Origin of the sequence: Pseudomonas sp. ok266 (assembly GCF_900110195.1) — a bacterium.
GTDB lineage: Bacteria > Pseudomonadota > Gammaproteobacteria > Pseudomonadales > Pseudomonadaceae > Aquipseudomonas > Aquipseudomonas neuropathica.
The window spans coordinates 307723-331357 of sequence record NZ_FOCU01000003.1; the positions used below are offsets into that span (position 1 = coordinate 307723).

Below are 23635 nucleotides of genomic sequence, written 5' to 3' on the forward strand. Positions count from 1 at the left end.
ATCTGAATAATGTAAGAATTGTCGTCACAGCGACACCCAGCAGTAAACCGGGAACGGAATGGGGATTCCTACTCGGGGAAAATCGCGCCTTGCCCTGTTGGCAAACGCGCCAGACAACAACAAAAACGAGGTTTTCAATGACAACTGCTTTACAGCAACCATCGCTCTCGAGCCAATGCATGGCCGAGCTTCTGGGTACTGCTCTTCTGATCTTTTTCGGCACCGGCTGTGTCGCCGCGCTCAAAGTCGCGGGTGCCAGCTTCGGCCTGTGGGAAATCAGCATCATCTGGGGCGTCGGCGTGAGCATGGCGATCTACCTCACCGCCGGGGTTTCCGGCGCGCACCTGAACCCGGCCGTGAGCATCGCCCTGGCGATCTTCGCCGACTTCGAAAAGCGCAAACTGCCGTTCTATATTCTTGCCCAGATCGCCGGCGCCTTCTGCGGCGCGCTGCTGGTTTACACGCTGTACAGCAATCTCTTCTTCGATTACGAACAAACTCACCAAATGGTCCGTGGCTCAGCCGCCAGCCTTGAGTTGGCCTCGGTGTTCTCGACCTTCCCGAACCCGGTGCTGTCCACCGCCCAGGCATTCCTGGTCGAGATGATCATCACGGCGATCCTGATGGGCGTGATCATGTCCCTGACCGATGACAACAACGGCCTGCCGAAAGGCCCGCTGGCGCCGCTGCTGATCGGCTTGCTGATTGCCGTTATCGGCAGTTCGATGGGGCCGTTGACCGGTTTCGCCATGAACCCGGCGCGTGACTTCGGTCCGAAACTGATGACTTTCTTCGCCGGCTGGGGTGAAATTTCCTTCACTGGCGGCCGTGATATTCCGTATTTCCTGATTCCGATTTTTGCACCGATTGTCGGTGCCTGCCTCGGCGCTGCCGGGTATCGCGGGCTCATCGCCCGTCACCTGACCGGCGCCACACCTGCTACAAAGGATGCAGAACCGGCCATTGACGGCAAACCAAGAACTTCTTGAAAAAGTCGGCGCCGGCTCCTGCCCTATAGAGCCTGCGCCACGGCCCACTCTCCCTTATTTCGTCCAAGGCAATCGACATGACCGACATTCAGAATAAGAACTACATCATTGCCCTCGATCAGGGTACGACCAGCTCCCGCGCGATCATTTTCGACCGCGACGCGAACGTGGTCTGCACCGCGCAGCGCGAATTCGCCCAGCATTACCCGCAAGCCGGTTGGGTTGAACACGACCCGATGGAAATCTTCGCCACCCAGAGCGCGGTGATGGTTGAAGCGCTGGCCCAGGCTGGCCTGCATCACGATCAGGTGGCTGCCATCGGCATCACCAACCAGCGTGAAACCACCGTGGTCTGGGACAAGACCACCGGCCGCCCGGTGTACAACGCCATCGTCTGGCAGTGCCGCCGCAGCACCGAGATCTGCCAGCAGCTCAAGCGCGATGGCCACGAAGACTACATCCGCGACAACACCGGTCTGGTCACCGACCCGTACTTCTCCGGCACCAAACTGAAGTGGATCCTCGACAACGTCGAAGGCAGCCGCGAACGAGCGCGCAACGGCGAACTGCTGTTCGGCACCGTCGATAGCTGGCTGATCTGGAAATTCACCGGCGGCAAGGTGCACGTCACCGACTACACCAACGCCTCGCGCACCATGCTCTTCAATATCCATTCGCTGGAATGGGATTCGAAGATGCTGGAAATCCTCGACATCCCGCGCGAGATGCTTCCGGAAGTGAAGGCTTCTTCGGAAATCTACGGCCGCACCAAGAGCGGCATTGCCATCGGCGGTATCGCCGGTGACCAGCAAGCCGCATTGTTCGGGCAGATGTGCGTGGAGCCGGGTCAAGCGAAAAATACCTACGGCACCGGCTGCTTCCTGCTGATGAACACCGGCGACAAAGCGGTGAAATCCCAGCACGGCATGCTCACCACCATCGCTTGCGGCCCGCGTGGCGAAGTGGCTTATGCGCTGGAAGGCGCAGTGTTCAACGGCGGTTCGACCGTGCAGTGGCTGCGCGATGAATTGAAAATCATCAACGACGCCCACGACACCGAATACTTCGCCAATAAAGTGAAGGACAGCAACGGCGTGTACCTGGTGCCGGCCTTCACCGGTCTGGGCGCGCCGTACTGGGACCCGTATGCCCGTGGCGCGCTGTTCGGCCTGACTCGCGGCGTGCGCGTGGATCACATCATCCGCGCCGCACTGGAGTCGATCGCTTACCAGACTCGCGACGTGCTCGACGCCATGCAGCAAGACTCCGGCGAACGCCTCAAAGCCCTGCGCGTGGACGGCGGCGCCGTGGCGAACAACTTCCTCATGCAGTTCCAGGCCGACATCCTCGGCACGCAGGTCGAGCGTCCGCAAATGCGCGAAACCACGGCACTTGGCGCCGCGTATCTGGCCGGTCTGGCGTGCGGTTTCTGGGGCAGCCTGGACGAACTGCGTGGTAAAGCGGTGATCGAGCGTGAGTTCGAGCCGAGCCTGGACGAAACCGAGAAAGAGAAGCTGTACAAAGGCTGGAAAAAAGCCGTCAGCCGCACCCGTGACTGGGCGCGTGAAGACGCTGAATAAGCCAACCTTCAGATCCAGATAGGCATCTAACTGGTCGGGAGCGGATTCCTGCGGCATCATGGGCAAATTTTGCACGGCAGCCCAAAGGAAGCCCCATGAATCTGCCTCCCCGTCAGCAGCAAATCCTCGAGCTGGTCCGCGAACGCGGCTATGTGAGCATCGAGGAAATGGCCACGCTGTTCGTTGTTACCCCGCAAACCATCCGCCGCGACATCAATCAGCTCGCGGAAGCCAATCTGTTGCGTCGCTACCATGGCGGCGCAGCCTACGATTCCAGCGTCGAAAACACTGCCTATGCGATGCGCGCCGACCAGATGCGCGATGAAAAACAACGCATCGGTGAAGCCATCGCCGCCCAGATCCCCGATCACGCCTCGCTGTTCATCAACATCGGCACCACCACCGAATCGATTGCCCGCGCCCTGCTCAACCACAATCATCTGAAGATCATCACCAACAACCTGCATGTGGCGTCGATGCTCAGTGCCAAGGATGATTTCGATGTGCTGCTGACCGGCGGCAATGTGCGCCGTGATGGCGGCGTGGTCGGTCAGGCGAGCGTGGATTTCATCAATCAGTTCAAAGTTGATTTCGCCCTGGTCGGGATCAGCGGTATTGATGAAGACGGCAGCTTGCTGGATTTCGATTATCAGGAAGTGCGGGTGTCGCAGGCGATCATTGCCAATGCGCGGCAGGTGATTCTGGCGGCGGACTCCAGCAAGTTCGGGCGTAACGCGATGATTCGGTTGGGGCCGATCAGTCTGATTGATTGCCTTGTAACCGATCAGCAGCCGGTGCCGGCGCTGGCGCAGTTGCTCAGCCAGCACAAGATTCGCCTGGAAGTCGTTTAACTACCCTTCTCTTCATTGTCTGTACTGACGCCTTCGTCGGATCGCCGCCCGGAGCCGGCTCGCTCCCACATTGGAATGCATTTCAAACTGTGGGAGCGAGCCTGCTCGCGAAGGCAATCGAGTAAACAGCACACCTCTAGCGCCCCTTCGCGCATTTAATGTTCGAAAATTTTCTTTTAACTGCCCTTCGATGAGTTTTTTCAATCGAACGTGACTGGCTGCGCGGGTGTTTATGGGCTACCATTTTCGCAAATGAACATTCATGTTCGATTTCCAATATAGAAAATCAAAAGAACCCGAGGCCAGCCGATGTCCACCTCTACCTTGCGTACGCCCCCAATCTCCGAGATCTACGACATCGCCGTCATTGGCGGCGGGATCAATGGCGTGGGGATCGCAGCGGATGCCGCCGGTCGCGGGCTTTCGGTGTTCCTTTGCGAAAAAGACGATCTGGCCAGCCACACCTCGTCGGCCAGCAGCAAGCTGATCCACGGCGGCCTGCGCTACCTCGAACATTACGAATTCCGTCTGGTGCGTGAAGCGCTGGCTGAGCGCGAAGTGTTGCTGGCCAAGGCGCCGCATATCGTCAAACCGATGCGCTTCGTGTTGCCGCACCGTCCACACCTGCGTCCGGCGTGGATGATCCGCGCTGGCCTGTTCCTGTATGACAACCTCGGCAAGCGCGAAAAACTGCCAGGTTCGAAAAGCCTCAAGTTTGGTGCCGACAGCGCACTGAAAAGCGAAATCAAGAAAGGCTTCGAATACTCCGACTGCTGGGTCGATGACGCCCGCCTTGTTGTCTTGAACGCCATGGCCGCCCGCGAAAAAGGCGCTCACGTGCACACCCAGACCCGGTGCGTCAGCGCCCGTCGCACCAAAGGTCTGTGGCACCTGCATCTGGAACGTGCCGACGGCAGTCTGTTTTCGATCACCGCCAAAGCGCTGGTGAACGCCGCCGGCCCGTGGGTTGCCAAGTTCATTCGTGACGACCTGAAGATGGAATCGCCGTACGGCATCCGTTTGATCCAGGGCAGCCACATCATCGTGCCGAAGTTGTATGAAGGCGATCACGCGCACATTCTGCAAAACGAAGATCAGCGCATCGTCTTCACCATTCCGTACTTGAACCACTTCACCCTGATCGGCACCACCGATCGTGAGTACACCGGCGATCCGGCGAAAGTGGCAATCACCGACGCCGAAACCGACTACCTGTTGAAAGTGGTCAACGCCCACTTCAAGCAGCAGATCAGCCGTGACGACATCCAGCACAGCTACTCGGGCGTACGCCCACTGTGCAACGACGAATCCGACAACCCGTCGGCCGTCACCCGTGATTACACCCTGGCCTTGTCGGGCAGCACTGAAGAGGCTCCGCTGTTGTCGGTGTTCGGCGGCAAGCTGACCACTTACCGCAAACTCGCCGAGTCGGCGATGGCGCAGTTGATGCCGTTCTTCACCCAGATGCGCCCTAGCTGGACCGCCACCGCTACCCTGCCTGGCGGCGAGGACATGACCACCCCGCAAGCCTTGTGCGCGCAGATCCGCGACAAGTTCGACTTCGTGCCGACCGAGATCGCCCGCCGCTGGGCCACCACCTACGGCAGCCGGACCTGGCGCATGCTTGAAGGTGTGGAAAGCCTCGCGGACATGGGCGAACACATCGGCGGCGGGCTCTACACCCGCGAAGTCGATTACCTGTGCAGCGAAGAGTGGGCAACCACGGCGCATGACATTCTGTGGCGTCGTAGCAAGCTGGGGCTGTTTACCACTCCGGCCGAGCAGGAGAAGCTTGCGGCGTATCTGGGTAAGGTTGAGCAGAACCGTAGCAAGATTGAAGCGGCGTGATGTGAACATCGCTTAAACGAAAGCCCCTGAATTGAGAGATTCAGGGGCTTTTTTGTTTTGTGGGCTCTGCAAAATTTGATTGGGTCAGTTAGATCTCTTCCCCCTCACCCCAGCCCTCCCGAAACGTCGGACCGCCCCCAGGGGGTAGAGGGGGAAGGGAGCCGATCTTCATGAGGTTCAAATTCTGAGTTCGACTCGGTATCTCAGGTCGGTGCATCTCGCCCAGTCGCCGCGTTCAGTCCCCTCTCCCTCTGGGCGGTCCGACGTTTCGGGAGGGTTAGGGTGAGGGGCTTTTGATCGTTCGGCTTTCCGAACGCGACTTCCCGGTCGATTCGGTAAACCGGATCAGTTACGCCAAAACAAACCATCACAAAACTTTAATAACGTTATAAATCATAAAGTTAAGTACATCACCCTGGTCTGGCACGAGTCATGCTCTACACTCTCTCGACGAATGCTTGTTGTGCCAACACTTCAGGAGCCGTCAGGCATTCGAAGCACAAAAGGGCCGACGAACTGGCTCCATAAAAAAAACAATTCGAGGAAAATTTGATGCGCATCGTTCCCCATATCCTGGGCGCAGCCATTGCGGCCGCTCTGATCAGCACGCCAGTTTTCGCCGCCGAACTCACCGGCACCCTGAAGAAAATCAACGATTCGGGCACCATCACGCTCGCTCACCGCGACAGCTCCATTCCGTTTTCCTACATCGCGGATGCTTCCGGCAAACCAGTGGGCTACTCCCACGACATTCAAGTGGCCATCGTTGAAGCCCTGAAAAAAGACCTGAACAAGCCAGACCTGCAGGTCAAGTACAACCTGGTAACCTCGCAAACCCGTATCCCGCTGATCCAGAACGGCACCGCGGATATCGAGTGCGGTTCCACCACCAACAACGCCGAACGCGCCCAGCAAGTCGACTTCACCGTCAACATCTTCGAAATCGGCACCCGTCTGCTGGTCAAGAAAGACAAGGATGGCAAGCCTTCCTACGCTGACTTTGCCGACCTCAAAGGCAAAAACGTCGTGACCACCGCGGGCACCACGTCCGAGCGCATCATCAAAGCGATGAACGCCGACAAGCAGATGGGCATGAACATCATCTCCGCCAAGGACCACGGCGAATCCTTCAACATGCTGGAAAGCGGCCGCGCCGTAGCCTTCATGATGGACGACGCCCTGCTGGCCGGCGAAGAAGCCAAGGCGAAGAAGCCGGAAGACTGGGTCATCACCGGTACGCCACAGTCCTTCGAAGCCTATGCGTGCATGGTTCGCAAAGACGACCCGGCCTTCAAGAAGGCGGTCGATGACGCCATTGTCGGCCTGTACAAGTCCGGCGAGATCAACAAGATCTACAGCAAGTGGTTCGAAAGCCCGATCCCGCCAAAAAACCTGAACCTGAAGTTCCCGATGAGCGACAAGGTCAAAGATCTGATCGCCAACCCGAGCGACAAGCCGGCGCCTGACGTAAAAATCTGATTCCTGACTAACCTTGTCTCCTGAGGGGGCGACCCTCCCTCAGGCGTTTGTTACTACCTGCTGGCTTCACTGTGGAACACTCGACCTGGCGGTTTCCGAGCCGATCGCGTGTGCCTGACGTTCAGCGTCAGGCGGGAAAGGATCTTCCCCAAGCGGGTGCTTGTACATCGATCGATCTCGAGGGGAGACCCTAATGAATTACAACTGGGACTGGGGCGTGTTCTTCAAGTCCACCGGCGTCGGCAGCGAGACTTATCTCGACTGGTACGTCACCGGTTTGGGCTGGACCATTGCCATCGCCATCGTGGCATGGATCATCGCCTTGCTGCTGGGCTCCATTCTGGGGGTCATGCGCACGGTGCCAAACCGCATCGTATCGGGCATCGCCACCTGCTACGTCGAGTTGTTCCGTAACGTGCCGCTGCTGGTGCAACTGTTCATCTGGTACTTCCTGGTGCCCGACCTGCTGCCGCAAAACCTGCAGGACTGGTACAAACAGGACCTCAACCCGACCACCTCGGCTTACCTGAGCGTTGTCGTGTGCCTGGGCCTGTTCACCGCCGCCCGTGTCTGCGAGCAAGTGCGTACTGGCATTCAGGCGCTGCCACGCGGCCAGGAATCCGCTGCTCGCGCCATGGGCTTCAAACTGCCGCAGATCTACTGGAACGTGCTGCTGCCCCAGGCCTACCGGATCATCATTCCGCCGCTTACCTCGGAATTCCTCAACGTCTTCAAGAACTCCTCCGTGGCGTCCCTGATCGGTTTGATGGAACTGCTGGCGCAAACCAAACAGACCGCTGAGTTCTCGGCCAACCTGTTTGAAGCCTTCACCCTGGCCACGCTGATCTACTTCACCCTGAACATGAGCCTGATGTTGCTAATGCGCATGGTCGAGAAGAAAGTCGCAGTGCCCGGCCTGATCTCCGTGGGGGGTAAATAATGGACTTCGATTTCAGCGGCATCATCCCCGCCATCCCGGGCCTGTGGAACGGCATGGTCATGACCTTGCAGTTGATGGTCATGGGCGTGGTCGGCGGCATCGTGCTGGGGACCATCCTCGCACTGATGCGCCTGTCGTCGAGCAAACTGCTGTCGCGGGTGGCCGGCGCTTATGTGAACTACTTCCGTTCGATCCCGCTCCTGCTGGTGATCACCTGGTTCTACCTGGCGGTGCCGTTCGTGCTGCGCTGGATCACCGGTGAAGACACGCCGATCGGTGCGTTCACCTCCTGCGTCGTGGCCTTCATGATGTTCGAAGCCGCGTACTTCTGCGAGATCGTCCGCGCCGGTGTGCAGTCGATCCCCAAAGGCCAGATGGCCGCCGCGCAAGCGATGGGCATGACCTATGGCCAGACCATGCGTCTGATCATCCTGCCCCAGGCGTTCCGCAAGATGACCCCGTTGCTGTTGCAACAGTCGATCATCCTGTTTCAGGACACCTCGCTGGTTTACACCGTGGGCCTGGTGGACTTCCTTAACTCCGCCCGCTCCAGCGGCGACATCATTGGCCGGTCCAACGAGTTCCTGATCTTCGCCGGTGTCGTCTACTTCATCATCAGCTTTTCCGCCTCGCTGCTGGTCAAGCGTCTGCAAAAAAGGTTCGCCGTATGATCTCTATCAAGAACATCAACAAGTGGTATGGGGACTTCCAGGTGCTGACTGATTGCAGCACCGAGGTCAAAAAAGGCGAAGTGATCGTGGTCTGCGGCCCGTCGGGTTCCGGCAAATCGACCCTGATCAAATGCGTCAACGCGCTGGAGCCGTTCCAGAAAGGCGACATCGTCGTCGACGGCACCTCGATTGCCGACTCGAAGACCAACCTGCCGAAACTGCGTTCGCGCGTGGGCATGGTGTTCCAGCATTTCGAACTGTTCCCGCACCTGACCATCACCGAAAACCTGACCATCGCGCAGATCAAGGTGTTGGGCCGCAGCAAGGAAGAAGCGACCAAGAAAGGCCTGCAACTGCTCGAGCGCGTCGGCTTGTCCGCTCACGCCCACAAACATCCGGGGCAATTGTCCGGTGGTCAGCAACAGCGTGTGGCGATTGCCCGTGCGCTGGCGATGGACCCGATCGTCATGCTGTTCGACGAACCGACCTCGGCGCTCGACCCGGAGATGGTCAACGAAGTGCTCGACGTGATGGTGCAACTGGCCCACGAAGGCATGACCATGATGTGCGTAACCCACGAAATGGGCTTTGCGCGCAAAGTGGCTGACCGGGTGATCTTCATGGACGCCGGCAAGATCATCGAAGACTGCCCGAAAGAGGAATTCTTCGGCGACATCAGCGCCCGCTCCGAACGCGCGCAGCACTTCCTCGAGAAAATCCTGCAGCACTAAAACCGAGTACTTGCGCCATCACACTTATCCCTGTGAGAGCGAGCTTGCTCGCGAAAGCGGACTGACATTCAACATTGATGTTGACTGATCCGGCCTCTTCGCGAGCAAGCTCGCTCCCACAGGGACAGCGGTGAGCCTGCAAGTGTGGTGGTTGACCCAAGGCAACTGTGATGAAATGCGACCCCAATCTCTATCGCGCCGCGCCGCCATCACTTGCCGTGAAGCCTCGTCTGATTCGCCATCTGTTTCTGCCGCCGCTGGTCATCATCCTGATGATCGGGCTGGGTTACGCCGGCTTCTGGACCAGTGAGCATTTTGGCATTCGCAGCCTCAGTGAAAACGGTCAGCGTCAGCTCGAACTGAACGCCCGCGCCGTCGAAAGCGAAATCAGCAAATACACCTACCTGCCCAGCCTGCTGGAACTCGAAACCAGTGTGTCGCAGTTGCTGGCCGATCCGACCCCGGAACACCGGCGAACGGTCAACGATTACCTTGAAGGCCTGAACCGGCGCAGTCGCAGTCGGGCCATCTACGTGATGGACACCACCGGCCGTGTCATGGCCACCAGCAACTGGCGCGATGTCGACAGTTATCTCGGTGAAGACCTGTCCTTCCGCGCCTATTTCCAGAAAGCCGTACGCGGCGAGCCGGGGCGTTTCTACGGCATCGGCAGCACCAACGGCGAGCCCGGCTATTACCTCGCCCACGGCCTCGAAGAGCATGGCAAGATCATCGGCGTCGCCGTGGTCAAAGTGCGCCTGGAAGCCATGGAAGAACGCTGGCAACGCGCACGCCTAGAAGCCTTTGTCAGCGATGAGAACGGCATCATCATTCTCTCCAGCGATCCGGCCCGACGCCTCAAGTCAGTGATCCCGCTCACCGACGAAACCAAAGAAAAACTCGCCCGCAGCCTGCAGTACTACTGGTTCCCGCTCAACGAACTGCAACCGCTGGCCCGGGAAACCCTGTCCGAAGGCGTGGAAAAGCTGACCTTCCCCGCCAACAGCGAAGTGCGCTCCGACGATGACGACATCAGCTATCTGGCACAGACCCGGCCACTGAGCGACACACCGTGGAATTTCACCCTGCTCACGCCGTTGCAGGACCTGCGCCGCGAAGCCATCAACCAAGGAATTCTGGTCGCCGTCGCGTTTGCGCTGGTGGCATTCCTGTTGATCGCCTGGAACGAGCGGCGCAAGGTCATCGCCACCCGTCTCGCCGCCCGCGAAGCCTTGCAGGAAGCCAACAATCAACTGGAGCGTCGGATTACCGAACGCACCACTGATCTGCGCGCCAGCAACGAGCGCCTGAAGAGCCAGATCCGCGAACGGCGTCAGGCCGAAGAGACGTTGCGCCGTGCGCAGGATGAACTGGTGCAGGCCGGCAAGCTCGCTGCCATTGGCCAGATGTCGACCAGCATCGCCCACGAATTGAACCAGCCGCTGGCAGCGATGCGTACGCTCTCGGGCAACACCGTGCGCTTCCTCGAACGGGGTCAACTGGATGTCGCCAGCACCAATCTGAAAACCATCAACGAGCTGATCGACCGCATGGGCCGGATCACCGCCAGCCTGCGTTCGTTCGCCCGGCGCGGTGACAACCAGGGCCAGGCCAGCCTCGGCAAAGCCGTGGAGGCCGCGCTGCAATTGCTCGGGGCACGCCTGGAGAGTTCGGCGGTCAACATTCACCGCCAGTTCATCGATGTCCAGGTGCAGATCGACCAGACCCGCCTTGAACAGATTCTGGTCAACCTGATCGGCAATGCCCTCGACGCCATGCAGGCGCAACCCCTGCCCGAGCTGTGGCTGGAGGGTGAAGAATTCAACGCCAAATATCGCCTGCGTGTACGTGACAACGGTCACGGCATCGACGCTGAAGCGCGCAAGCATCTGTTCGAACCGTTCTTCACCACCAAACCCGGCGAACAAGGCCTGGGCCTTGGCCTGACCCTTTCCGCCAGCCTCGCCGCCGCCACCGGCGGGCATCTGGGTGTCGAACACCCGGCCAGCGGTGGCACCACCTTCGTCCTCAGTTTACCGTTGGTAAGCCCTACTCCTGCCGAGCCAATATGAACCACGACCTTAGTGTGCTGATCGTCGAAGACGACCCCCATGTGCTGCTCGGCTGCCAACAGGCGCTGACCCTCGAAGACATTCCCTGTGTCGGCGTCGGCAGTGCAGAAGAAGCGCTGGAGCGCGTCGGCGACAACTTTGCCGGCATCGTCATCAGCGACATTCGCCTGCCGGGCATCGATGGCCTCGAACTGCTGACCCGCCTCAAGCAACGTGATCGCAGCCTGCCGGTGGTGTTGATCACCGGCCACGGCGACATTTCCATGGCCGTCGGCGCGATGCAGAAAGGCGCCTATGACTTCATGGAAAAACCGTTCTCGCCGGAGCGCCTGGTCGACGTCGCACGGCGGGCGCTGGAGCAACGTAGCCTCGCCCGCGAGGTCTCATCGCTGCGCCGGCAACTGGCCGAGCGCGACTCCCTTGAAGGGCGGATCATTGGCCGCTCGCCGGCGATGCAGAACCTGCGCGAACTGATTGCCAACGTCGCCGACACTTCGGCCAACGTGCTGATCGAAGGCGAGACCGGCACCGGTAAGGAACTGGTCGCCCGCTGCCTGCACGATTTCAGTCGTCGCCACAGCAAGCAATTCGTCGCGCTGAACTGCGGCGGGCTGCCGGAAAACCTTTTTGAAAGCGAGATTTTCGGCCACGAGGCCAACGCCTTTACCGGTGCCGGCAAACGCCGTATCGGCAAGATCGAACACGCCGACGGCGGCACGCTGTTCCTCGACGAAGTGGAAAGCATGCCGCTGCCATTGCAGATCAAACTGCTGCGCGTACTGCAGGAACGCACCCTCGAACGTCTCGGCTCGAACCAGAGCGTGGCCGTGGATTGCCGGGTGATCGCAGCAACCAAATCCGACCTCGACGAAGCGAGCAAGGCTGGCGAGTTCCGCAGCGACTTGTACTACCGCCTCAACGTGGTAACGCTGGAGCTGCCACCACTGCGCGAACGCCGCGAAGACATCCTGCAACTGTTCGAACACTTCACCCAGCAATCAGCACTGCGCTTCGACCGCGCACTGCCGGAGCTGGACAACCAGACCCTGTCGAACCTGATGAGCCACGATTGGCCAGGCAATGTGCGCGAACTGCGCAACGTCGCCGAACGTTTTGCCCTCGGCCTGCCGGCGTTCAAAAAGTCCGGCGCCAGCAGTGGCGGACAAGGCCTGGCGTTTGCCGAAGCGGTGGAAGCGTTCGAGCGCAACCTGCTCAGCGACGCCCTGCAACGCAGCGGCGGTAACCTGACTCAGGCCAGCCTGGAATTGGGCATGGCCAAGACCACGCTGTTCGACAAAGTGAAAAAGTACGGTCTGAGCCATTAAGCGAGAACGATGTGGATCTGTTTTTCAAAGCCCTGTTGGGCGCCGCGGTAGTACTGATCATCGCGGCGCTGTCGAAAACCAAAAACTACTACATCGCCGGATTGGTGCCGCTGTTTCCGACGTTTGCGCTGATTGCGCATTACATCGTCGGCGAGGGGCGTTCGATTGAGGATTTGAAGACCACGATTGTGTTCGGCATGTGGTCGATCATTCCGTACTTCATCTATCTGGCGACGTTGTATGTGATGGTGGATCGGCTGCGGCTGGAGGCATCGCTGGCGGTGGCGGCGGTGGCTTGGTTGATGGCTGCCACGGTGTTGGTGACTGTGTGGGTGCGCCTGCACAGCTAAGTGCAAAAGCCACCCTCACCCCAGCCCTCTCCCTCCGGGAGAGGGGGCCGACCGAGGTGTCTTGCAAGCTGCATCGACCTGAAAGATCGAGTCGATTATGGATTCGGTACAGCACGTTCACGTCGGCGTATCACTCCAGCATCCCCCAATCAGTCCCCTCTCCCTCAAGGAGAGGGGGCCGACCGAGGTGTCTTGCAAGCTGCATCGACCTGAAAGATCCAGTCGATTATGGATTCGGTACAGCACGTTCACGTCGGCGTATCACTCCAGCATCCCCCAATCAGTCCCCTCTCCCTCAGGGAGAGGGCTAGGGTGAGGGGCTTTTAGCTTTTCAGTTGACAGTGCCGCCCTTGGACTCAGCCATGATCTGCCGGATTGCCCCGACAAACGTCTCCACCGGTTGCCCGCCCGTCACCGCATACTGACCGTTGAACACCACGGTCGGCACCGAACTCACCCCGCGCTGCAACCACAACTGCTCCTCCTCACGCACCTCATCGGCGAATTCGTCCGACGCCAGTACAGCCTCGGCCCGCTGGCGACTCAGCCCGACACCTTCAGCAATCTGCACCAGTTGCCGATGATCCGACGGATTGCCGCCCTCACTGAAATACGCCTTGAACAGCGCCTCTTTCAACAGCAGTTGCACACCTTCGAGACCGGCCCAGTGCAGCAAGCGGTGCGCATCAAAAGTGTTGTAGATACGGCTGTTGCCGTCAGTGCGAAACGCAAACCCGAGCTCAGCGCCACGGGCACGAATGGCTTCGCGATTTTTCTGCGATTGCTCCGGGGTCGAGCCGTACTTCTCTTGAATGTGCTCAGCGATGTTCTGCCCGTCTGCGCCCATTTTCGGATTGAGTTCGAACGGCTGAAAACGGATCTCGGCCTGCACTTCGTTGCGCAGGATCTCGAGTGCCTGTAACAGGCCACGCAAACCGACGACACACCAAGGGCAGGAGACGTCGCTGACAAAATCGATTTTCAAGGCAGAACTCATCACACACCTCGCGGGGGGAAATCGAGCGGGAAAGTTTGCACGATACACCCCGGCCGGATTTTGTGGTGCCCCCTTCGCGAGCAAGCTCGCTCCCACATTTAGATCGCATTCCCCTGTGGGAGCGAGCTTGCTCGCGAAGAGGCCATAACCAACACCGCCCACTTTTGGTTACAGCAGATTCCCGCCCACCACCGGCTCAATCTGTGCCCAATGCGAAGTGTCTTCACGATGCGCCTGCAAATACGGCAGCACCGCCGCCAGCAACGGCTCCTTGAACGCCTCTTGAAAGCGATGCGCCAACCCCGGAATCAGTTTCAACTGGCTGCCGCGAATATGCGCCGCCAGATGAACCCCGTGCATCACCGGTAACAACGGATCGGCCGTGCCATGCACCACCAGCGTCGGTACCCGCAATTGATTGAGCAATGCCACCCGGCTCGGCTCGGCAAGAATCGCCATGATCTGCCGCTTCACGCCTTCGGGATTGAACGCGCGGTCATACGACAGCGCAGCCTGATGCAGCAAGACCTGGCGATCATCGGTGACCGCCGGGCTGCCCAGCGCGGCCAGCAGATCAGCCTGCTGTTCCAGCGCCACCTGTCGATTCGGTGCGCCGCGACGCGACAACAACTGCACCAGCGCCGCGCTGGGTGCCGGCAGACCTTCGGCGCCCGAGGTGGTCATGATCAATGTCAGACTCTCGACCCGCTGCGGTGCCATCGCCGCCATGTGCTGGGCAATCATCCCGCCCATGCTCGCGCCCAGCACGTGGAATTGCTCGACGTGCAACGCGTCCATCAAGCCCAGCGCGTCGTCTGCCATGTCGGTCAGGCTGTAAGGCGCCGCCACCGGCAGACCGAGCTTGTAGCGCAGCACTTCGAAGGTCAGATTGGCGTCAGCCGGCGCCTGCCGCCAGGTCGACAGACCGACGTCGCGGTTGTCATAGCGAATCACCCGAAAACCCTGCTGACACAGCGCAACCACTACTTCGTCCGGCCAGTGGATCAACTGTCCACCCAAGCCCATGACCAGCAACAACGCCGGATCCGACGCGCGACCAATGCTCTGGTAAGCCAGGCTCACCTGCTGCAGATCAGCGTGCTCGGTCGGCACATTGACGTCGCAACGCGCCGCCGCCCAAGACGACGATCCGAAAAAAATCGCGACCAGAACAGCCGCGACCGATACAAAACCCTTGACCATGAAAAACACCGAAACGCAGAACCCCAGTAGAGCGCGAGTCTGATGAAGTTTGTTCAAGCGCGCTGCCACACTTCGATGACAGTTTGATGAAGAGTGCCGAGTGGTCATGGGCGGTGGTTGCAAACAATATCTATGTACCGCCATCGCCTTGCGCGATTTCTCTTGAATGACCCGCTCAGGGACGGATTCCCCGCCCCGCCAATGCGAGTCACGCCACCATGCTCGAGCGTCTTATTCTGGATGAGCTCCCCGCACCGTCACCGTTGCCCGAGGCCGTCGAACAGCTACCGAAAACGATTGATGACAGCCTGCTGCTGCAGGCTTGCCAACGCTGGCGCGCCAGCAGCGAGGGTTTGCGCGATTTGTTTGCCGCCAGCCCGGCACTGCGCGACAGCGTCAATGAATTGCTGCGCCAACAACTGCAACTGGACGGCGAAAAGACCGGCCTGCGCTTTGCGGCCACCGCTGACCAGCCGGAGCACATCGTCAGCCTCACCGACGCCTGTGCCTTTGTCGTTCAACACCCGACACTGGAAACCGATCTGGATCAGCGTTGTGTCCTCACCGGTATCCGCGCGGGCCATCTGTTATCCACCCTGAAGCCCCTGCAGCTCCTGGAAAAACTCAAAGCCCTCGACCCACGCAAAAGCCACGAGATTCGCTGGGCAGAATTCTGGGACGCGCGAGCGCCGCGCACACCGGTGTCGCGACGTACCCGCGCCACGCAGCTTTACCGCGAGCATTTCGAAGCCACTGCGCACATGGCTCTCGCCCATCAGACGATTACCCCGGCGCAACTCAAAACGCTGCAACTGATCATTGATTCAGGTGCTAGCGCGCTGACAATCGAGGGTCAACCTGTGCACACGGAAAAGTTGGCCCTGGTGCTGAGCAACGACAGCAAAATCAAACTCCCCGGTGCATGGGTCGTCAGCGTCGGCGATTTGGCCACGGCGGCGCCTTTGCTTTATCTGCCCGGAAACGCCACATCGATCCAGGCCTTCACCACCCGCGCAGACATGCAGACGTGGCTGACCCATCAGGTACAGATCCCCACCGGACTGCCCAAGGAAATCCTTCGCGTTGACTACAGCGCAGCGCTTGACCCGATGGTCACTGGCGCCAGCGATCTGTTCGCCGACCGTCACCACGCGCAGCTCGACGCCTTGAGCAATACCAACAAAGGCCATCCCGGGCTCAGGGCGCATGGCGCGCGCTCACTGGTGCATGTCGACCTGATTGATCATCAGCGCAGCAGCGCGATCATCGTGGCGGCGCCGCCAAAACCGCTCAACTCCGCCAGCGATGTCGAGACCGACGAAACACCGCTGTTCGGCAGCCTGTCCGCCGGGATTCCACTGGCGGTGCGCCACGCGGCGCTCAAACGCCAACGCGAGGCGCTTGAGCACTTGCAGGCCAATGACAGCGACGGCTCTCGATACCGAGAATGCCAGGACGCCCTCAAAGCGCTGGAAGCCGCCGAACAAACTGGCGCGACCACTGCCACAACCCTGCTTTACCGCGAAACGGCCCTCGACGCGAATACCTTCAACACCGCCCTCAGTGCCCTGCGTCAGGCACACCGGGACGGTCTGTATGCCGAAGGCAGACTGCAAGCAACCCTTGGCCAACTTAACAGCGCCGAACACGATCTGCTCAAGGCCGTGCTGGACACCCCCGTCGCGGCCGAGCGAGACACGGATATCACGGCGGCCAGCCTGACCTTGTCACTGAGCGAAACCAGGGACGGGGTCACGACAACGCAAAGCGAAGTGCTCAAGGGCGCACTCGTCATCGGACGCCAGGCGGCACTCTCGGACACTTCCAGTCTGATGCTCTACTGGCCGGGCAATGGCGGTGGCCTGCAACGCTTTGCCGATCGCCGGACACTGGCGCGCGAGGTGTTCAGGATTCTCGAGGACGACAACGACCTGGCCCTGCAACTGAGTCCGATCACCACCGACCCGTTGCATTATTGCCTCAACGCGTTGGTGAGCGACTTCGAAGCGAAAGCCACACCCCTGCGCGGCAAGCCCGAACAGGCTGATGCGCTGGAGGTTCTGCGCCAGGGCTGCCTGGCCAATCTTCAGGTTCCGCTGCACGCCGCCAGACACCTGGCTTTCACTCATCTGCAGGAACAGCAACGTAGCGGCACCCTCGCCGGCAACCTGCCGGGCTGGCTGGTCAAACTCAAGGAAAACGAGCGTAGCGCGCTGAAACAGAACATCGAGGCGTACGTCGCGGCGATGCGTCAAAGCCACGCCCTCATGACCCTCGCCCTGGAACCTCGTGACGACTTCACCCGCCGTCATCTGCACGCCCGATTGCGCAGGGACTTTTCCCTTGAGGGCGACTTTTCCATACAAGTCGAACTGCCCGACTCGACCAAAACCGAACAGGTCCCGGAGTCGGGGCCGGGTGGCGTCAGAAAGATCACGACCATTGTGCCCAGCAAAGCACGCAGCAAAATGTCACTGGAGGACCTGGCCCAGCTCAATATCGATAACGTGCAATCGGTGCTCAATGACTCGCTGTCACAACGCTTGATCTTCTTGCGTCTGGAGATCACCGCGACGCATAAAAAGGATCGGACGCGCCTGCTCAACGGCATCAACCTGACCTATCTGCGCAAGGTTCTGCCGGAGCTGGACCTGCCCAAAGCCTATGAGCAGAAGATCCGTGACGCCTTTCAGGGCGCCGCCAGCGAGTCAGCATTCGTCAAACAACATCGCCGGGAAAGCCTGATCGAGCCGTGGCGCCTGATGCTGAAAATACAGAGCGAAAATGCACGCCTGCAAAAACACCTCAGCGCTGATGAAGCGGCACTGCTGAACATCGCCATCGACGCCGCCACCCCACAGGCGTGGCAAGCCAGCGGCAAGCGTCTTGTGCTGTTGCCGGTGTCGCTGAAAGTCGGCGGCAAGGACACCCCCGGCGAAGGCCCGGTGACCCTGTCCGGCGTCAGCTTCATCGAAGAGCAGATCAGCGGCGTCACCCTGCTGTACCTGCCGGACAGCCACGACGGGCAGTTCTTGCGCCGCTACGACACGCTCGAAGCGGCGCGCAAAGGGCTGTTCACCTTGTGCGCAAGTGACAAGTGGATCGAGTATCTGGCGCACAGAACGTTGCAAGGTAACGTCAGGGCCCATGTCAACCGAATCGGTCAGGCCGTGGAAAAAAACTTCGATGCGATCATCAAAGTCGGTGTGCGCTGGCCGGCCAGTACCTCGCTGGCCGCACACCTGCTCGATGCGCACATGGGACGCTTGATCGAGGCCCATCGCGGCACGTCGCGCTCCAACGATGAACTGTTCTTCGAGCGCTACGCCCTGAAAGGCCCGCGCGCCTTCAACTACATCAAAATGGCCTTGGGCATGGTGCCCTTCGTCGGCAGTGTGCTGGCCCTCTATCAGGCCTGGACCGCTGCCAATCAGGCTGCCGCCGCGTTCTTGCGTGGTGACGTGGCTGACGGTCTGGTGGAAATCGAGTCAATGCTGCTGTCGCTGATCGACGCCCTCATGGATCTGCTCCCGGGTGAAGCCGCGGCCTCGACGCTCTCCCGGACGACCCGCGCGTTGACTCGGGCGCGTCAGCTGCACGCGGTGGTGCGCGATGTGGCGACACTGCAGGTCAAGTCGCAGCGCCACGCACGACATGTGCTGGCGCGCTTCAAGGATTACGACTATGAAAAACCGATTTCCCTGGGCGGCACAGAACCGGCCAGCCACGGCCTCTACCGCGGGATCTACCGGCTTGCCGACGGCGACTTCATCGAACGTCAGGGCCGCGTCTACCAAGTGGAGCTGAGCCGGGATTCGCGCAGCTGGCGTCTGTCCGGCAACTCGCGAAAAACCTACAAGCAGCCGATCGCACTGGATGAAAGCGGGCAATGGGATACCTGGTTTGGCGTCTATGGCACAGCCCTTGAAGGTGGCGTGGTGGGGGGTGGCAATGTCGGCGGGCGCCTGGTCGATACACTCGACCCTTACTGGCCGTCGGTGATTCGGCAACGCCTGCCGCGCTGGCTGGTAGATCGAAACTTCCGCCGCCACCATCAACTGGCCGCCACCGTTAGCAATTTGGGCGACCAATTGCAACTCAGGGGAGCGAAAAGTGACCAGGTGATCAATGCCTACGCCGAAGCCACGGAAGCGCAACGCCTGACCATGTTGCCAACGGCCGAAGCCGCATGCATTGGCGATATCCAACTGGCCAGGCAACGTTATGAGGCGTTGACCGAGTTGACTGCGCTGACCCAAGGCAGAAAACACAGGGCTGTCGCCAAAATGCAAAGCAAGACCGCATGGCTGTTGACTGATCGTTACCAGCGGCGCGCCTTTCATCTGTCGCATAACATTCATGGCATGACACGAGCAATCGACCGATTGAAGCAGCTACACAATGCGCTGCCAGGTGACGCTGTGGCTGAACGTTTGAAACACATTGAAAACATACACAGGTTTCGTGTCGAGATCGTCAACCAGCTCGATCAGTTGGGCGAACTCAGGGACCAGGTCAATCACTGGTTTGAACGCATGCTGGCAAAAGACCGGCCGAAAATGTCGGCGCTGGTCGATAACACTAACAGCCGTCACAGTGAAGCCATCCTGCTGTACCTGAAAACCTCCCAACGTCTGGAAATCGTCAGAAAAGCCGGCAGCCCCTACGATGCCTCGTGGCGCTATTTTGTGACGATGGCAGAGCCCCTGCGCAATAGAATCGATCTGCATCTGTACCGCCAGTACGACCTGCCGAACATGCAGAACACGACCGCCCAACGTAATCGCATTCTTCAGGAATGCGTCGACACTTGCGTCGAGTATCGGCGCGAGATGGCGGTATGGACCGCCAGCTGTCCGCAATTCTTTCATCTGGACGTAGTCGAGCCCTTGCTGGAAGGCGTTGATCGCCTGGCGGATCGAGCGCGTGCCGCTATCAACAGGCCACCCGAACCGAGGGTCGCGGGGCGACCCCTGCAGCGCGTGTTCATCACTGATGACAACCAATTGCGCCATGGCGTGGAGCAATGGGATAACCTGACCAACGCCCGTCAATACAGAAGTACCGGGATTGGAGGCTATGAAGAAATCTGGGAACATGGCGCCGATGGCGTCGTGCGCCTGACCAACCCGCAAAACCTGGCAGTTCCCTCCCCCGCCGAGCTGAGTCTGGCCACCCTGGTAACCGAGGCACAGCAACGTCTGGAGAACGTGGCCACTTACCGCACCACGGTGCAGAGCAACGCCAATCGCGGCATGCTGCCCGTCGACCTGCAGCACATGATGGACAGTCATGCGAGTGAACTCACCACCCGTGCCGACGGTATCGCTGCCAAATCGGCAGAGCAGCCGATCATCCAGCAATTGCGCGATCAGGCCGCCGAGCTGATCGTCGAAGGTCGTGCCTTGCGCACCCAACGCTCGATGACCAGTCAAAAGCCCACCGACGGCATGCTTGATGACCTCATCGGACAGAACGCGGTGGAGATCCGCAAACCCCTTGCGATCCGAAAACTGGCGGATCATCAGGGGCGGCCCAACTACCTGCAGGAATATGAGGTCTGGAACCTCACGCAGGAGCCCGCGCAATTACTCTGGTACGTGCATTTCCATTACCGTTCGGCGACCCGCCCCTTGCGCCAATTCGAAAGAGCCCACCTGAAACTGCCGGCGCATCGCAAGCTGACTCACGCTGACGACCCGACCCTGCTTGATTCCAGAATCACTGCACAGTCCATTGCCCTGCGGCATTTCGAGGGACTCTGAGCATAAGGCACTGTAGTCATAGGAAGAACTGCCGAGCCATCACTCGGCGGTTCTGCCGTAAAAGAACGCGTCGATGTCGACAGCGCTATCATCATGAGACAAACTCACCCTCTTTGCGCTTATCACAAGTTTTACTCATGGAGCCTTCGGTGCTTGAAATCCGTCACCTGAAAACCCTGCACGCCTTGCGTGAAGCCGACAGCCTGGTCGATGCCGCCGACCGTTTGCACCTGACGCAGTCGGCGCTGTCCCACCAGTTCAAGGAGCTTGAGGAACGCCTGGGCATGGCGTTGTTCGTGCGCAAGACCAAACCGGTACGGTTCACCAGCGCCGGTTTGCGCTTGCTGCAACTGGCTGACGCAACCCTGCCACTGTTGCGCGCCGCCGAGCGGGATATCGGTCGTCTCGCCGGTGGTACGGCCGGGCGTTTGCACATGGCCATCGAATGCCACAGCTGCTTTCAGTGGCTGATGCCGACCATCGACCAGTTCCGCGATGCCTGGCCGGAAGTCGAACTGGACCTCGCTTCGGGTTTCGCCTTCGCACCGCTGCCGGCGTTGGCGCGTGGCGATCTGGATCTGGTGGTGACTTCCGATCCACTGGAAATCGCCGGCATCACCTATGTACCGCTGTTCACCTACGAAGCCATGCTTGCCGTGGCCAATCAGCATGCGCTGGCGAGCAAGCCGTACATCGTCCCCGAAGACTTGCTGACGGAAACGCTGATCACCTACCCGGTGGAACGCGACCGTCTCGACATCTTCACACGCTTCCTGGAACCGGCCGACATCGAGCCGGCGCAGGTGCGCACTTCGGAACTGACGGTGATGATGATGCAACTGGTCGCCAGTGGTCGTGGTGTTTGCGGCATGCCGCACTGGGCGCTGCACGAATACAGCTCGCGCGGTTACGTGAAGGGTAAACGGCTGGGGGAAAAAGGTTTGTTCGCAACGTTGTATGCGGCGATTCGCACCGACATGCTCGATGCACCGTACATGCGGGATTTTCTCCTGACGGCGAAGGACACGTCGTTCTCGACCCTGGACGGTGTCAGCGCGGTCCGCTGAGTCACTTGTGGGAGCTTGCTCGCGAAAGCGATGTATCAGACACACGAATAGTGACTGTCAGATTGCCTTCGCGAGCAGGCTCGCTCCCACAGGGGTCAGCGCAATATCAGAGTTGACGCCACATGTGGATCTTGTCGAAGTAGTCTTCGCCCACCCGCACCGCCAACGGTTCGAGGCCGAACTGGATAAAGCCGCAGCGCTGGTAGAGATTGAACGCGGCGTCATTGCCGGCGGTAACGGTAAGCTGGAGCAGTTTCAGTGCCGGATGGTTTTGCGCTTCGGTAATGGCCGCCTGTACCAGTTCGAAGCCCAGACCGTGCTGACGAAAATCCGCCGAGACGTACATGCCGAACAACGTGGCCTTGTGGCGAGCCTTCTCGCGTGGTTCGAAGGCCAGGCCGACGATGCCGGCCAACGTGCCGGCTTCAAACGCGCCAAGCACCACATCGAGCTTGCTGGTCAAGCGCCCTTCCCACCAGCTCAATGGCATTACCGCGCGTTCGCGAACGCTGGAGGTGAACGCCTGCGGATGGCGGTCATAGGCTTCGAGCATCAGTTCGCGGTAAGCCAGGGCATGACTGGCGTCCAGCCGTTCGATCCACATGTTCACGCCGTCCTGCGTTGCTCAAGCATCAGCCGCACAGCGAGGCCGCCGAGGACGAAGCCCATGAAATAACGCTGCAGCGCCAGCCACGTCGGGTTACGCACAAACCACGAAGCGATGCCCGCCGCGAACAGCGCGATCAGCAAATTGACGCAGAAACTGACGCTGATCTGGGTCAGGCCGAGAATGATGCTTTGGGTGAACACCGAGCCGTGTTCAGGGGAGATGAACTGCGGAAACACCGAGAGGTAGAACACGGCGATTTTCGGGTTCAGCGCGCTGGTGAGAAAGCCCATGGTGATCAGCTTTCGCGACGAGTCCGGCGGCAATTGCTGCGCCTCGAACGGTGAGCGCGCACCGGGTTTCACTGCTTGCCAGGCCAGCCACAGCAGGTACAGCGCACCGGCCCACTTCAGCACTTCATAGGCCATCGGCACTGCCAGAAACACCGCAGTCAATCCCGCAGCCGCGGCGAACATATGCACAAAGAATCCACTGACCACACCGAGCAACGACGTGACCCCGGCCTTGCGTCCCTGACAGATCGAACGCGAAATCAGATAGATCATGTTCGGCCCCGGCGTCAGCACCATCAGCAATGCGGCAGCGGCGAAGATCAGCAAGTCTTGAAGCGGGATCATGGCAAAGTCCTTTGCGTGGATGATCAGGCGATTGCGCTCAGCGATTTGCGATAAAACGGCAGGATCACGTCACGTGTCAATGGCGCCAGAACCACAGCAGGATCAGTGGCCGGATCGACCCAGATCACTTCTTCGATTTCCGCCGCCGGTGTGACGTCGGCCTCGATCGTCAGTTGAAAGATCTCGGCCTGCACGACACACCCCGGCTCGTTGGCCGCAGGCGCCGAGAACTGGCCGAGAAAAGCCGCCTGCGCCGGATCGATCTGCAAGCCCAGCTCTTCTTCCAGCTCGCGGGCCAGCGCGTGCACCGGCAACTCGTGCGCCTCGATCTTGCCGCCCGGTTGCATGAACGCCGTGGTGCCGCGCTTGCGCACCAACAGAGTCTGGCCTGCGGGATTGAGCAACAGCGCGGCGGCTATACGAATGAGGTTTGCAGAGACAACGGATGCAGAAGTCATGGATCAGCCACCGGCCTGGAAAAACCGCAAGGATCCCATGCCCGGCCCAATGACGTCACCTCAC

General features: G+C 59.9%; 18 protein-coding genes. 13 read left to right on the plus strand and 5 right to left on the minus strand.

All coding sequences use genetic code 11. The features are described 5' to 3' along the window. The first annotated feature begins 137 nt into the window (after positions 1 to 137). From BMY54_RS07160 to BMY54_RS07210, 11 genes are all read left to right on the plus strand, one after another. Positions 138 to 989: an MIP/aquaporin family protein gene (locus tag BMY54_RS07160; RefSeq protein WP_093430585.1), complete on the plus strand. Its 852-nt coding sequence runs from the start codon at positions 138 to 140 to the stop codon at positions 987 to 989. A gap of 77 nt (positions 990 to 1066) precedes the next feature. Further along, positions 1067 to 2569: a glycerol kinase GlpK gene (gene glpK / locus BMY54_RS07165; RefSeq protein WP_093430586.1), complete on the plus strand. Its 1503-nt coding sequence runs from the start codon at positions 1067 to 1069 to the stop codon at positions 2567 to 2569. Between the two features lie 95 nt (positions 2570 to 2664). Continuing rightward, positions 2665 to 3420 (plus strand): DeoR/GlpR family transcriptional regulator, encoded by a 756-nt coding sequence (locus tag BMY54_RS07170; RefSeq protein ID WP_007916700.1) that lies wholly within the window; start codon positions 2665 to 2667, stop codon positions 3418 to 3420. A gap of 309 nt (positions 3421 to 3729) precedes the next feature. Further along, positions 3730 to 5268, plus strand: a complete 1539-nt coding sequence (glpD, locus tag BMY54_RS07175) for a glycerol-3-phosphate dehydrogenase (RefSeq protein WP_093430587.1) — start codon at positions 3730 to 3732, stop codon at positions 5266 to 5268. Positions 5269 to 5820: 552 nt separating this feature from the next. After that, a complete protein-coding gene (locus BMY54_RS07180; protein WP_093430588.1) occupies positions 5821 to 6747 on the plus strand; it encodes a glutamate/aspartate ABC transporter substrate-binding protein in 927 nt (308 codons plus the stop codon). Between the two features lie 193 nt (positions 6748 to 6940). Further along, entirely contained in the window at positions 6941 to 7687 is a 747-nt protein-coding gene (locus tag BMY54_RS07185) for an amino acid ABC transporter permease (protein ID WP_016986630.1), read from the plus strand. Then, entirely contained in the window at positions 7687 to 8358 is a 672-nt protein-coding gene (locus BMY54_RS07190) for an amino acid ABC transporter permease (protein WP_003227756.1), read from the plus strand. Before BMY54_RS07185 ends, BMY54_RS07190 begins: the two co-directional genes overlap by 1 nt. After that, positions 8355 to 9089: an amino acid ABC transporter ATP-binding protein gene (locus BMY54_RS07195; protein WP_007963947.1), complete on the plus strand. Its 735-nt coding sequence runs from the start codon at positions 8355 to 8357 to the stop codon at positions 9087 to 9089. The genes BMY54_RS07190 and BMY54_RS07195 overlap by 4 nt, the downstream gene beginning before the upstream one ends. 170 nt (positions 9090 to 9259) lie before the next feature. Next, positions 9260 to 11161 carry a two-component sensor histidine kinase AauS gene (locus BMY54_RS07200; RefSeq protein ID WP_093430589.1) on the plus strand — a complete coding sequence of 634 codons (1902 nt, stop codon included), beginning with the start codon at positions 9260 to 9262 and terminating at the stop codon, positions 11159 to 11161. Next, positions 11158 to 12486: a two-component response regulator AauR gene (locus BMY54_RS07205; RefSeq protein WP_007949592.1), complete on the plus strand. Its 1329-nt coding sequence runs from the start codon at positions 11158 to 11160 to the stop codon at positions 12484 to 12486. The genes BMY54_RS07200 and BMY54_RS07205 overlap by 4 nt, the downstream gene beginning before the upstream one ends. Positions 12487 to 12497: 11 nt before the next feature. Further along, on the plus strand, positions 12498 to 12836 hold the full coding sequence (locus tag BMY54_RS07210; RefSeq protein ID WP_093430590.1) for a GlpM family protein: 339 nt from the start codon (positions 12498 to 12500) through the stop codon (positions 12834 to 12836). A gap of 331 nt (positions 12837 to 13167) precedes the next feature. Here the strand turns inward: BMY54_RS07210 and BMY54_RS07215 are convergent, their stop codons facing one another. Both BMY54_RS07215 and BMY54_RS07220 read right to left on the minus strand, forming a co-directional pair. Beyond that, positions 13168 to 13833: a DsbA family oxidoreductase gene (locus BMY54_RS07215; protein WP_093430591.1), complete on the minus strand. Its 666-nt coding sequence runs from the start codon at positions 13831 to 13833 to the stop codon at positions 13168 to 13170. A 168-nt stretch (positions 13834 to 14001) separates the two neighbouring features. Beyond that, a complete protein-coding gene (locus tag BMY54_RS07220) occupies positions 14002 to 15036 on the minus strand; it encodes an alpha/beta fold hydrolase (RefSeq protein WP_093430592.1) in 1035 nt (344 codons plus the stop codon). Positions 15037 to 15254: 218 nt separating this feature from the next. On the opposite strand from BMY54_RS07220, the gene BMY54_RS07225 reads away from it, so the two are divergent. Further along, complete coding sequence (locus BMY54_RS07225; protein ID WP_093430593.1) at positions 15255 to 20801, plus strand: dermonecrotic toxin domain-containing protein; 5547 nt, start codon at positions 15255 to 15257, stop codon at positions 20799 to 20801. A 149-nt stretch (positions 20802 to 20950) separates the two neighbouring features. After that, a complete protein-coding gene (gene metR / locus BMY54_RS07230) occupies positions 20951 to 21868 on the plus strand; it encodes a transcriptional regulator MetR (RefSeq protein ID WP_007916739.1) in 918 nt (305 codons plus the stop codon). Positions 21869 to 21974: 106 nt separating this feature from the next. Here metR and BMY54_RS07235 read toward each other — a convergent pair whose 3' ends face one another. Genes BMY54_RS07235 through BMY54_RS07245 form a run of 3 tightly spaced genes read right to left on the minus strand, consistent with a single transcriptional unit; the run spans position 21975 to position 23571 of the window. Then, complete coding sequence (locus tag BMY54_RS07235) at positions 21975 to 22472, minus strand: GNAT family N-acetyltransferase (RefSeq protein WP_093430594.1); 498 nt, start codon at positions 22470 to 22472, stop codon at positions 21975 to 21977. A 2-nt stretch (positions 22473 to 22474) separates the two neighbouring features. Beyond that, positions 22475 to 23113, minus strand: a complete 639-nt coding sequence (locus BMY54_RS07240; RefSeq protein WP_093430595.1) for a LysE family translocator — start codon at positions 23111 to 23113, stop codon at positions 22475 to 22477. Positions 23114 to 23136: 23 nt separating this feature from the next. Next, positions 23137 to 23571, minus strand: a complete 435-nt coding sequence (locus BMY54_RS07245; RefSeq protein WP_093430596.1) for an NUDIX hydrolase — start codon at positions 23569 to 23571, stop codon at positions 23137 to 23139. Between the last annotated feature and the right edge of the window lie 64 nt (positions 23572 to 23635).